This is a genomic window from Eggerthella lenta DSM 2243 (genome assembly GCF_000024265.1).
GTDB lineage: Bacteria > Actinomycetota > Coriobacteriia > Coriobacteriales > Eggerthellaceae > Eggerthella > Eggerthella lenta.
The window spans coordinates 538,548-551,134 of the sequence record NC_013204.1 but is presented as its reverse complement, the minus strand read 5'-3'; the positions used below and the strand labels follow the sequence as shown (position 1 = coordinate 551,134).

Annotated in this window: 11 protein-coding genes; 1 reads left to right on the top strand and 10 read right to left on the bottom strand. The window is 61.0% G+C overall.

Annotation, left to right across the window (positions count from 1 at the left end; all coding sequences use genetic code 11):
• Window positions 1–263: 263 nt before the first annotated feature.
• The 9 genes from yaaA to ELEN_RS02135 all read right to left on the bottom strand — a co-directional run bounded on the left by yaaA (window position 264) and on the right by ELEN_RS02135 (window position 10,028).
• Window positions 264–1,016, bottom strand: coding sequence for a peroxide stress protein YaaA (gene yaaA, locus ELEN_RS02180; protein ID WP_015759978.1), 753 nt, complete (start codon window positions 1,014–1,016; stop codon window positions 264–266).
• Between the two features lie 8 nt (window positions 1,017–1,024).
• Window positions 1,025–1,936: an ATP-binding protein gene (locus tag ELEN_RS02175; protein WP_226844274.1), complete on the bottom strand. Its 912-nt coding sequence runs from the start codon at window positions 1,934–1,936 to the stop codon at window positions 1,025–1,027.
• A 26-nt stretch (window positions 1,937–1,962) separates the two neighbouring features.
• Window positions 1,963–2,850 (bottom strand): hypothetical protein, encoded by an 888-nt coding sequence (locus ELEN_RS02170; RefSeq protein ID WP_015759977.1) that lies wholly within the window; start codon window positions 2,848–2,850, stop codon window positions 1,963–1,965.
• 17 nt (window positions 2,851–2,867) lie between these two features.
• Entirely contained in the window at window positions 2,868–3,581 is a 714-nt protein-coding gene (locus tag ELEN_RS02165) for a LytR/AlgR family response regulator transcription factor (RefSeq protein ID WP_015759976.1), read from the bottom strand.
• A gap of 1,112 nt (window positions 3,582–4,693) precedes the next feature.
• Window positions 4,694–5,560, bottom strand: a complete 867-nt coding sequence (locus ELEN_RS02155; protein WP_015759975.1) for a dimethyl sulfoxide reductase anchor subunit family protein — start codon at window positions 5,558–5,560, stop codon at window positions 4,694–4,696.
• 9 nt (window positions 5,561–5,569) lie between these two features.
• Window positions 5,570–6,223, bottom strand: coding sequence for a Tat proofreading chaperone DmsD (gene dmsD / locus ELEN_RS02150; RefSeq protein WP_015759974.1), 654 nt, complete (start codon window positions 6,221–6,223; stop codon window positions 5,570–5,572).
• 11 nt (window positions 6,224–6,234) lie between these two features.
• Window positions 6,235–6,864 (bottom strand): 4Fe-4S dicluster domain-containing protein, encoded by a 630-nt coding sequence (locus ELEN_RS02145; RefSeq protein ID WP_015759973.1) that lies wholly within the window; start codon window positions 6,862–6,864, stop codon window positions 6,235–6,237.
• 112 nt (window positions 6,865–6,976) lie between these two features.
• A complete protein-coding gene (locus tag ELEN_RS02140; protein ID WP_015759972.1) occupies window positions 6,977–7,597 on the bottom strand; it encodes a DMSO/selenate family reductase complex B subunit in 621 nt (206 codons plus the stop codon).
• Window positions 7,598–7,607: 10 nt separating this feature from the next.
• Window positions 7,608–10,028 carry a DMSO/selenate family reductase complex A subunit gene (locus ELEN_RS02135; RefSeq protein WP_015759971.1) on the bottom strand — a complete coding sequence of 807 codons (2,421 nt, stop codon included), beginning with the start codon at window positions 10,026–10,028 and terminating at the stop codon, window positions 7,608–7,610.
• 241 nt (window positions 10,029–10,269) lie between these two features.
• On the opposite strand from ELEN_RS02135, the gene ELEN_RS02130 reads away from it, so the two are divergent.
• Entirely contained in the window at window positions 10,270–11,820 is a 1,551-nt protein-coding gene (locus ELEN_RS02130) for a helix-turn-helix transcriptional regulator (protein WP_035584186.1), read from the top strand.
• Here the strand turns inward: ELEN_RS02130 and ELEN_RS02125 are convergent.
• Window positions 11,817–12,587: a zeta toxin family protein gene (locus ELEN_RS02125; RefSeq protein WP_015759969.1), complete on the bottom strand. Its 771-nt coding sequence runs from the start codon at window positions 12,585–12,587 to the stop codon at window positions 11,817–11,819. The two genes, ELEN_RS02130 and ELEN_RS02125, sit on opposite strands and share 4 nt — an antisense overlap.

The following is a 12,587-nucleotide window of genomic DNA, read 5'->3' as shown; positions in this document are numbered from 1 at the left end:
ACGGGTGGGCCAATTGTTCGCGAATGTTCCTATTATAGTGATATTGTCCGATGCGCGAAATGGCGGCTTTCACATCCACCCGAAAACCGCCGGGATTCGAAAGCTCGATGCACTCCGGCGTGCGCAACACGACAAGACCTCGTCGTCCATGGTGGTCCGCATTCGTCAGGCGATTCACGAGAACTTCTCGCAAAGCTTTGCGCTCAGAGGAGTCATCAATTCGAGTCAAAACCGTTTGTTTGATTATTTGAGGTTATGCATGGCTATTTCTGAACGAATACATAGCAATCGTCGGTCGACCGAGCGGGATCGAACGCGTAGCCGAGCGCATCGAAGGCTTGCAGGTCGGCAGGTTCTTTAATGGCGTTCTCGGCGCACCAGCGCACCATGGTACCGCGCGCGGCTTTCGCGGCGGTGGAGCGCTGCACGAGGCGATCGCGCGCGTCGACGGTGCCGAACAGGCAGGTGAGCACTCTTGCCCCGCAGCGATCCGCAGAGGGAACGACGGCCTTCGCGTATTCCACCGATGCCAGGTTCACGATGACGTCCGTTTCGGCCGCGAGCACGCGGCTCAGGCTGTCGCCCCAGAACTCGTAGAGATTGCGCGCGCCGTCCACCGCGAGCTTCGCCTGCATTTCCAGGCGGTACGGCGCCACGCCGTCGAGCGGGCGCACCACGCCGTAGAGCCCCGAGAGGATGCGCAGATGCTCCTGCAGGTAATCCAACTGCTCCATCGTCATCACCTGCGGCGCAAGGTTCTGGTACTGGATGCCCTCGTAGGCCAGCACCGCCGGCGTCAACGCGCCGGAGCGCACGTCGAGCGTGCGGAAGCGTTCGAAGTTGAGTTCGGCCAGCGCGTCGCTGCACTGCCACAGCGCCTTCGCCTCGTCGTACGAGAGCGCCCGCACCGCATCGGCCAGACGCGCAGCCCGATCCGCGAACATCGGCAGATCGCGCCATCCAAACGCATCGTCGACCACGTTCATCTTCTTAGCAGGAGAAACGATGAACCTCATATCCCACCTCACCTTGCATCCAGTTTCAGCAACACCGTTGTGCGGTACACGCCATCTTCCTGCACGGTTTCCAACGTGCCGTCGTGACGGTCGGCGAGGGTTTTGAGGATGTTCAGGCCCCAGCCGTGCTCGGGAAGGCGGTCGCCGCGCGAACGGCGCGGAGCGCGACGGGCCTCGCCAGGTTCAGCCGGCGCGCAACTGTTCTCCATCCGCACTGCCAGATAGCCGGCATCCACACGTGCTTTCAGCTTGATGAACCGCGCGCCCTCCGGCACCTTGCCGCATGCGCTGACAGCGTTGTCCAGCAGGTTCGAGAACACCGCGCACAGCTCCACGCTCGGCAGAGAGACATCGTCGGCCAGCGCCAGATCGAGCTCGAGTCGAATGCCTCGCTCCGCACATACGGCAGCCTTCATCGAGACGAGGGCATCGACCACCTGGTGCTCGCACGAGCGCTTGCAGGACGAATCCATGATGCCGACCGCCTTCATCAGCCCCCGCGATGCCTGTTCGGCCTCTTGCCGTTGCAGCAGATCGTCCACCGCCGCTAGCTCGCGTGCGACGTCTTCGCGAACGCGGCGCGCTTCATCGATGTCCGCCGATAAACGCCGCAAATACTGTTCCTGCGCTTGCAACTGCTCTTCCAGCAGACGCACACGCTCGCGGGACAGCTCGCGCTTCTCGGACTCCTCCAACGCTTTGAACAGCACGAGATCGACCGGTCCGCACAGGGCGCCCACGACCGCGACCAGCGCGAACATCCAAAAAGGCAGCTCGTAGGCAATCGCATAATAAAAGAGGAACGCAACGATGCACAGCTGGCTGAACGGGAACAAAAGGTTAATCAAAAGACGCGTCGGGGGCACGCCGCGCAGCCGGCGCGCCAGCACCGCCATAATCGCGCACATCAGCAGCAGCACGCCTACCGCGATGATCATCCGCACGATCATAAGACTGCCTCCTCGCTTCGGCGGGTATCGTTAAGCACCTCGGCCATGCAGGCAAGATGTTCGTGGGCCTCTTGAAAGTTGCCGCGTTCCGACAGGGCAAGCACCACCTGTACGTGGTTGCCCATATCGTGCCGCACCTTCAAGGTATGCTCAATGTCCGAAACGAACTCCCCGCAACGCGCGAGATACCGATCCAGCTGCTCTTCGAGCATCGTCGCACGGACATCGTCGCGCCGCTTTTGGGCGAAGCGACCCATAGCCTCAAACAGCAGCAGATCGACCGCGAAACCGACAAGCGCCAGCACCACGCTTGCGCCGTAATACGTCATCGATTCCTGGATGTAGCCGAGCGGTAAAAGGATCATCACGTTCACCAGAACAAGCTGTACCAAGGAAAAAAGCACGGGCAGCCATTCGCCCATTCCCCGTTCCTGAGCGCTGCCGAAACGGTTCAGCAGCATGCAGAGCATCGCGAGAAGCGGAACGAGCAGAGCCATATGAGCCGCATGAGTCAGGAAAAAAGCGCCAAGATGCGTTCGAACGGCCTCGTAATCGGCGACCGGCGTGCCGGTCATCGACATCCACAGGGCGCCGCCGGGCAGCTCCGCAAAGAAAAGCACCAGATGCGCCAGCGTCACGACGAGAATCCTGCGCGCGAGGCTTCCCTGCGATAGGAATATGGGAATGAGGGCGAGCGGCACGGAGGCCGCCAATCTGAACTCGACGCTCATGCTTGAACGAAACGAGGAGATAAGCAGCACGAAAACAAGTTCCAGCACCCAGAACAGGTAGAGCCTGCGAATATTGAGCATCTTGGTGAGCGCATAGGCGAACACCAATTGCACGGGAACGACCCCGATGATGTCGAGGAGAGCATCGGGCATACGAGAGCCTCGCCGTCCTACAGCTTGGATTGCACGCGCGAGAAGACAGCTTCGCGCACGAATTTGCGGCGCTTCTGGCTCACAGGCACAACCTGGTTCGACGAGAGCACCACGCTGTCCGCTTTGAGCTCCTTGACGTGATCCATGTTTACCAGGAAGCTCTTATGGCATTGGATGAACGAAGCGGGCAGCTCGGCAGCGAGGTCGGACAACGACGCGTACGCTTCGATCTCCTCGGCTCCCGCATGGATGCGTACTTTGCGCCGATCGCTTTCGATATAGCTGATCCTGCTCGGCTCGACAAGCACTACCCTGCTTCCAAGCCGAACGCTCAGGGGCTTGCTCGAGTCGGCCTCGAGCCGCTCGAGCGCGCGGCTCAGCGCGTCGTCCAAGTCGTCCTGCGCGAACGGCTTTACCAGAAAATACAGATGCTCTGTGCGGTACACGCTCGTGCAGTATTCGACGAAGCCGGTGACGTAGATCACCTGCGTGCCGCACCCTGCGGGGAAATACCGCTTCACGAGGTCGATGCCGTTCGCGTCTTCCGAGCCCAGCTCGATATCCATCACGAGAACGTCAATGGCCGGTTCCTCCGCAAGACGCGCCGTCAAAGATTCGGCGTCGACAACATGCTCGATGGCGAGCTCGCCGCCACGCGGGGAGCATTCGATCATGCTCCGGATGATCTCGGCTTGGGCGGCATCGTCTTCTACTATTACGACCTGGTACATGGCATCGGCTAACGTCTCTGGTTTGCATGGAGGGGATAAGCGTGCTGCGCTCCACGAGATTATATACGATGAAGCCTTTTGCCCCTTCCGGGTTTTTCGGTCACTTCGGCAAATATAATGACCGAAACGATGATATATGATCACGGGCGCGCGCATAGTCGCCTCTCTCGGCAAGCACCATAGCCGCATGAGCCTGGTTTCGCACGTCGTGGCGCATCCTCGCCGTCTGCTCGACCTCCAAGACGAACGCATTGCACTGCGCAAGACACGCATCCAGCTGACCCTGCAACAGCGCGGCTCGCTGATCCTCATGCCGCTTGCGAGCGTAGCGGTCCATCGAAGCGAACAGCATCGCATCCACGACGAAGCACCCGATCGCAAGCACCGACATGCCGTAGAAGAGCATGCTGGAACCCAGGCGGGCATACACCCTGCAATCAGGGGAACCGTCAGCAGAAGAGCCTGCACGACCGGAAACCAGAGGAACAGCCGCAAATTCATCGATCCCGCAGACTCGCCGCGTTGTAGAGCGAGGCGCAGCGCGGCGAACAGCGCTATCATCAAGACGAGATGGGCCGCGTGCATAATCGCGAACTCTCCGAGATGCGCCCGCGTATTGTCGTAATCGATGATGTCGATTCCCGTCATGCCGTACCACAACGCCGTCCCCAGCACTTCGGCGATCATGATTGCCACGTTCATGAGCGCAATGACGAACACTTTTCGCGCAGGACGCTCGTCTGCCATGAGGAAGGGCAGCACGCCTCCCGTGAACACGAGGTAGGCGAAGCGCATCCCTGTTCCCGCATCGCCGCGCGTCAACACTACCACGAGCATGCAGCTTGACATAAGAAGGTAGAATGCGGCCCTGTTGCGCATATGCAGCACGCGGCTCCAGGTGTAGATGATGACCGCTTCCACCGGAGCAGTGCCCAGTACGTCGAGCATCGTGTTCGACAGATGCATACCCTCTAAGCCTCCAGAGAGGCGACAACACAAGGCACGACGAGGGTGCTCATTGTTCGCAGGTGGGCGGCTTTGGCGGATGCATCCGCGATCATCGAAACTCCTTCAACCGGGTCTGTCCCCAGCAGGGTACCACGCCAACAGCGCTATAAACTGATGCCGTAGGTCATATGCATCATGTAGAACGCGAAACGCATCACGAAGATGCCGGCGAACACCAGCGCAGACGCGATGGCGGCCGATGCAACCGAGATGCCGCGCCCGCGCATGAGCGGAAGAGCGTCCACTGCAACCCCGGCTACCGCAAGCAGGAAGAAAACCGTCGCCATCGCGCCATACGTCGGTACAAGCTGTTCTGCGGACACAAGGTAGTTTCTCATCGTAAGTACGCTCATGCCTTGGGCGACGTACACGCCCGCATTCGCTAGGAGAGCTGCGGACGAGAGGGCGAGCAGCATCCCGCCCACCCGGCTTTCTAACGGCGACCACCGCGAGAACCGCAAGCAGAAAAGAGTCAGAACCGGGCCGCCCACCAGCGCGTTCAAGCACAACGCGACGGGAACGAAGGGCGTGTCCCAGGTGACCACCGTCCTGCTGGCGTAGGCGAACGCCACCGAGATCAGGAACGCGAGCGATGCGACCATGGCCGCTCCCAGCAGCACGTTCAGCACCCGCTGGCGCGCATGCTCGGCGAACTGGTAGAGCCAATGAAGACCCGATATGCCCAGGAACAACACGGCCGCGCACACTTCGTTCGATAGCGGGCTCGCACCTACACGCGAGAACACGTACAGCGCGTTATCGGGATTGCCCAAATGCGTAGCCGAGGCGACGAGCCCCACCAGCGTCACGAGAAACGGGATGAGAAGCGCACCGCTCAGCCGCTTGCGCTCGTCGCCCTGCGCGCGCAGCGCCGCCATGCCCATGATGACGTACGCCACCGCGCCCGACGGGGCCAGCGTGGTGAACAACACGAGCGTGATCTCGTTGAGCGCGGTGGCAAAGCCGGTCATCGCCAAAGCCTACCGATAGAAGCGCGGATACGTCACGTCGATGTCGCGTGCTTGCTGAATGCCTTCGAGCGAGGCCTTCGCAAGCCGGGCGAGCCCTTCATAGAACGGGTGATCCGCCGCCTCGACCAGCTGGTCGAGGAAGTGCGACGACCAGGTAAGCAGATGGATTTGCAAGAATTCGTCCAGGTCGTCGGGCTGGTTGCGCGCAAGGTAGGACATGAGCGCCAGCATGAGGCCGATGTGATCCTCGGGGGTTCGCTCATCGGTCGTGCGCCTCACGCCGTGCGCGCGCATCCACGCGCGCAGCTCCAACGTGCCCTCGCCGAACACCACGCATTCGCGGTCGGTGTACACCGAGCCCCAGGGCGGGGCCGGCTTCGGAGCGGGACCGACGAACAGACGGCGGTACTCCCACACGAGGTCGTCGGCGTCGATGCCGTCGGCCAAACCGTTCACCATCAAGCTCAAAGCGTGACGCGCTTCAGCCCCGTCGGCGAAAGGCCACGCATCAGCCGCTTCCTGTGCACGGAGCTGCGCCACCGCCTGAAACGCAGCGCCCGCCGTGCCGGTGCGGGGATCTTGCAAGAAAAACGGGGCGAGCGTCTCGCCCACGAAAGACACGGCCTCGAGTTCCGCCTTGACGGCATCCATGCGATCGTCCATAGGTGCTCCCCTCACACTAGTTCGCGAATATTGCAAACCGCGCCTTCCGCAAGCACGCGGCTCTCGTCCTCTTCCAAGCGCACAGGAAGGCTCAACACCAAATTAGGTGCGGTTTTCGATGAATCGGGAAGCGGGGGCATGTCGGCGACACGACCGTGACGCGCCCGCAAATCGGAGATAGGCCCGAACTCAAGCGCCCGCAGCGGACAAGCTTCCACGCAGACGGGAGCGCTCCCTTCTCGCGCACGTTGAGAGCATCCGTCGCATTTCACGCTGTGCCCCACGGTCCGATCGACCTTGGGCGCATGGTACGGACACGACAGCGCACAGTAGCCGCAGCCGATGCACCGATGCTCGTCCACGCTCACGAGTCCCAGCTCGTTCTTGCCCATGGCACCCGTGGGGCATACTTCCATACAGGCGGGGCTCGCGCAATGATTGCACGCCGAAGACACGTAGAACGCGAAGCAATCCTGCGCCCAGCACCCGCGCTCGTCCTTCGACCAGCTGCCGCCGACAAACTCATACACCTGGCGAAACGACACGGAGGCGTCCAGATTGCGGTAGTCTTTGCACGCGAGCATGCACGTTTTGCAGCCCGTGCATCGTTTCGCGTTGAAGTAGAAACCGAATTGCTCCACCGTGTCCTCCCCCGATCGTCGGCCATGCCGACGCGCCGCGCGTCCCCCTGCAGCGCACCGGGTGCCGCGCCGTCAGACCGCGCGGCACCCGCTTGATACTGCTCAGAAGATTCTACGCGATCTCGCGCTCGTTGAGCACCGACCCCGTCGCATCTCCAGCCGGCTTCGCGTTCACCGGCTCGGTGATCACGATGTTCGGCTTCGTCTCGTCGGCGCTGGGCAGCGGGGCGATGTCGGCCATCTCGCCGTACTTCTGGCGCAGCTCGGAGATCTCGCCGAAGTCGAGCGCGCGCAGCGGGCACGCCTCCACGCAGATGGGCTGCTTGCCCTCGGCCACGCGATCGGCGCACATGTCGCACCGTACCGCCTTCTTTATCTCCTCGTCCACCTTCGGCGCGCTGTACGGGCACGCGATGGCGCACGTACCGCACCCGATGCACTTCTCGGGATCGTTGTTCACGATGCCCGTGTCGGGGTCCTTCGAGATGGCCCCCTGCGGGCACTTCGCCATACAAGCCGGGCTATCGCAATGGTTGCACGCGACGGAGACGTAATAGCCGAACGCGTCGTTGGACCACAATCCATCGCTCTGGCTCCACGTGCCGCCGCCGTATTCATACACCTTCCGGAACGAGATCTCGGCCGACAGGTCTTTGTTGTCCTTGCAGGCCAGCACGCAGGTCTTACATCCCGTGCAGCGCTTGCCATCGAAATGAAATCCATACTGAGTCATGGTCTACCCCCTAGGCCTTCTTGACTTCGACGAGGTTCGTGTGTTGCGGGTTAGCCTTCGCCAAAGGCGTCGGGCGAGGAGAGGTCAGCGTGTTGATGCAGCCGCCCTTGTCCACCTTGTTTCCGGACATGTCGGCGTCGTGCCAAGCTCCCTGGCCCATCGACACCACGCCGGGCATGATGCGCGGCGTGACCTTCGCCACGATCTCGACGGTACCGCGATCATTGAACACTTGAACCTTGTCGCCATCTTTAATGCTGCGCTCGCTGGCGTCCAGCGGGTTCATCCACAGCTCTTGCGGGTTCGCCTGCTTGAGCACGTCGATGCAGCCGTAAGACGAATGAGCACGCGCCTTATAGTGATAGCCTGGCATCTGGAGAGGATACGTTTCGCGAAGCGGATCGTCCCAACCCTCTACGCCCGGCGCGTATACGGGCAACGGGTCGATGATGTCGCCTTTGGCCAGCTCCCATGTTTCGGCGATCTCCGCCAACTGCTCGGAGTATATCTCGATCTTGCCCGATGGGGTTTTGAGCGGGTTCGCTACCGGATCATCGCGGAAATCCTTGAGCGCAACCTGATGACCGTCCGGATCCTTACGACGATAAACGCCCATTTCCTTCATCTCGTCGTACGTTGGAAGATCTGCGTCCTCCTTGCGAGCTTCCTCGTAGCAGAACTGAAGCCAAGCCTCCTCATCGCGGCCCTCGGTGAACGCTTCCTCCTTGCCCATGCGCTTGGCGATTTCACGCAGATCGGCGTACAGCGTGCGCCGTTCGAACTTCGGCGAGGTGACCGGCTCGCCCATGATGATAAAGCCCATGTTGCCGGCATAGTCGTTCGAGACGAAGTTCGGCTGCTCGACCGGCATAAGATCGGGCAGCAGCACGTCGGCGTACTTGGCGGAATCGGTCATGAACGTTTCCCACACCACGATGAACTCGCACTTGCTTTCGTCTTGCAGGATCTCGTGCGTGCGATTGATGTCGCTGTGCTGGTTCGTGATCGTGTTGCCCGCGTAGTTGAAGATCATCTTGATGGGCACATCGAGCTTGTCCTTGCCGCGCACGCCATGGGCGAGTTTCGTCATCTCGGTGCCGTGATCGATGGCATCAGTCCAGGTGAAGGTAGCGATCGACGTTTGCACCGGGTTTTTGTCCGACGGCACCGAGAACGACGAGAAATAGAATCCGTCAAGGTCGGAACCCGTGTTGCCGCCGTTGATGCCTACGTTGCCCGTGAGAACCGGCAGCATGCAGATGGCGCGTGCCGTCTGCTCGCCATTCGATTGGCGCTGCGGACCCTTGCCTTGGTAGATGGCGCAGGGTTTCGCAGTGCCGATCTCGCGTGCCAGCTCGACAATGGTATCGGCGGGAATCCCCGTAATACCTTCGGCCCATGCGGGCGTTTTCTCGACGCCGTCTACGCCTTGACCCATGATGTAGGCTTTGTACGACTTGTTCTGCCCCTGCGCCGATTCCGGCATGGTATCCTCGTCGTAACCGATGCAGTAGGTGGCCAGAAAGTCGTGATCCACTAGATCTTCCTCGATGAGGGTATGGGCTACGGCATCGACGAGCGCCGCATCAGTGCCGGGACGAATGGGGATCCACTGGTCGGCCCGCGTCGCCACCGTGTCGCTGTAGCGCGGATCGATGACGATGACCTTTGCACCGCCCTGCTCGAGCGCCTGTTCCAAGTGGTACGTAGGCCCGGCACCGCCAGCCTTCGTTTCGACGGAGTTCTCGCCGAACATCACGACGAGCTTCGCGTTCACGATGTCGGAGTTCGAGTTGGCGGCACGCTTGCCGTACAGATACGGAAGGGCGGCGGATATCTGAGCCGAGCTGTAGCTGCCGTAGCGCCCCAGGCATCCGCCGTTCATGTTGATGAAACGAGAAAGGAACGACCCGATGTTGCTGGCGTTGACGCCCGAAGCATAGTGATTCCAGATGGCTTCAGGACCGTATTCGTCGAGGATACGCTGATAGTTATCGGCAATGAGGTCGTAGGCCTCGTCCCAGGAAATCTGCTCGAACTTGCCTTCGCCGCGTTTGCCGACGCGCTTCATAGGGTAAGACAAGCGGTCGGGATGATTAATCCAACGCCGGATGGAACGACCGCGCAGACATGCGCGAATCTGATGATCGCCGTACACGTCATCGCCCGTGTTGTCGCTCTCCACCCACGCAACTTCGTCGTTCGTCACATGCAGGCGCAGCGCGCAGCGACCTTCGCAGTTGACGGAACAATGGCCCCAAACCACCTTCTCGTCGACCGTCTCCGATGCCCCGCCAGAAACTTCATCGGTTCCTTGCGGCGAGCACGCGAACAGCGTGCCGGTGCCCAGTGCGGCGGCGCCCAGGCCGGCCAGGGCCGAGCCTTTCACGAACGTGCGGCGAGAAACGGCATGCTCTTTCGTTTTCGTCATGATCCCTCCTTGATTCCCTCGTCTGCTCATGCGTTCCGTCGGGACGAAACACCGCGCATTGTAGGCCGATCGGCGCAATCGCGTGTTACATGAAATATGTACATTTTACGTTTAGCCTGTTCAGAAGCTCACGATGTGCGAAACCGCTATCGGATTCCCCCGCATTCGCGCCAGCGCCCCCGCTATACTGATGCAGGGGATATTCTACCCGTCGAAGGCTATCATCCAGGGGAGGATCGTAGTGAACGCGACGACCGTACTGCGCGCTTTCAAACCGAATACCACGCTGTTCGGCTATGCGTCGTTCCTTGCCGTGAATGCCGCCGGAGCGTGGGGCGGCGTGTTCCCGTTCTTGCCGATGAAGCTTCAAGAACCGCAGACGCTGTTCTGGTTCTTCCTCGTGCAGTCGCTCGTGTTCGCCGCCTGCTTCTTTTTGAGCGTAGTAGGCTCGTACCATCTGCCGGGGCCCACGCGCTTGTTCATCGTCAGGTTGTCGGCCGTGCCGTATCTGCTGGGATGGTTCTGCCTTATCGGCGCCATGTATCTGGACGCATGGACGCTGCCCCTCGTCATCGCGGGCGGCGGGTTCATCGGCGTGGGATCGGCCGGTTTCTACATGCTGTGGCAACGACTGTTCGCAAGCCAGGACTCGGACGCGGGCAACCATGACCTCATCCTCGGCACCGCGTACGCTTCGGTGCTATACTTCGCGCTGCACCTCATCCCCCGCGCAGTCACCGTGTACCTGATTCCTCTGGTTATCACACCGTTTTTCGCTCTGGCGATATCGTTGAAGAGCCGCGAGATCAATTTCGACCAGCCCATGTTCGAGGACGTGCCGAAGAAGAACAGAGGCGTGTACCGCCAGGCAATCTCCACCCTTGCGCGCCCGGCGCTGTGCGTGGGCTCACTCGGGTTGTGCGCGGGGCTCATCCGCGCGCTGGCCATCGACGATCCGGCCATCGGATCGCTGGTGAACGCGTTGTCTATGGGCGCATCGCTGGTTACCGCCGTCGCGTTCATGGTGCTGTGGCAGTTCAAGAGCGTGCGGCTCAACGTAGTTTCGCTGTTCCGCATCGTGTTTCCGGTGATCATCACCGGATTCGTGCTGCTCCCGTTTCTGGGCGACGTCTACGCCCGTTGGCTCGCGGCCGTCTTGTACGCGGCGTACAGCGTCACCATCATGCTCATGATGATCCAATGTGCCCAGTCGTCGCGCGACCACGGGACGAACCCCGTGTTCGTGTACGGGTTCTTCGGCGGCGTGGTGTACGCCTTGCACGATGCAGGGTTCATCGGCGGAACGCTTGCGGGACAGGTGGCCATTCCGGGGCTGTCGTCGCACGCTGTGGTTGCGCTCGGCGCCGGGTACCTGCTGGGATTCATGTACTTCTTCGGCCAGGGCGGCTTCCATAGCGCCTTGCGCGGCGCACATCGATCGGTTCCGGACGTCGAGCTCGTGTCACTGGGACCGACGCCCGACGGTTCCGCAAAGCGAGAGGGAACCGTCCGACCAGCTCGCAAACATGCCGATGGCGAGCCTGTTTACCAGGACCGCATCTCCAAGCAGGCGGCCCGCATCTGCCAGGAGTTCCGCCTGAGCGCACGAGAAGCCGAGGTCATGGAGCACATCGTGCGCGGCAAGACCGTGGTGCGCATCGCCGAGGAGCTGGTGATCTCCGAGAACACCGTGCGCATGCATTCGAAGCGCATCTACGCCAAGCTCGACATCCACAAAAAGCAGGACCTCATCGACCTCGTAGACTCGTTCGACCCCGAACCAGGAAGCTAGCCGAGGGCTCTTGCTTGTTCGAGGCGTTGCTTGAGATATTCGTAGTGAGCGCTTTCTTCGGCGGTCCATGCTCCGAAGAGGATCCGCTCGAGCGCTTCGCTCGCTTGCCCACCATCGTCCGCGCTAGAGAAGAGGCGCTGCTCGCTGCGCGAGTACAGGCCGATATCGTCGAACATGCCCGACTCTTCCAGCACCTTCAAGTTGCCGACGATGCTCTTGACGATGGAAAGGTGATGGGCAGGATCGACCGCGCGCGGCTCCGTTCCGGCGATGCGCATCTGCTCGTATCGCAACTGGCAGCTGATGAGCGATATCTCCGGCTTAACCGCCATGAGCGCCAGCGATACGCTATACCCGCGATCACGTAGGAGCCGCGCAGTCTTCAGGGGGACTTCGGACGTGCGCAACGTCCCTTCGATAATGAGGTTGTATCCCATGATGGAGAGCGCATCGACAATCGCCTCGACCATCCGACCGGCCCACGCCGCCGTATGTGCAGGCGAGTCGATGCCGTATTGGGCGCAGATCTGACGAAACCGCGGGTGGACGGAGCGGTAGTCATCACCGTTAATCACAATAGCATTGCTTTCCTCAAGTGCGAGAAAGACATCGTGCAGCGTTGTTTTGCCCGCACCGCTCTGGCCTCCTAGCAAAACCGCACGCGGGTTATCTGACGGAGCTAGCCGTTTGTCGATAACAAGAGTACCGATAAGCGGCTTAAGCGCTGCAAGAAATTCTCTATCCGAATAGCTTTCGAGATCCGTCAT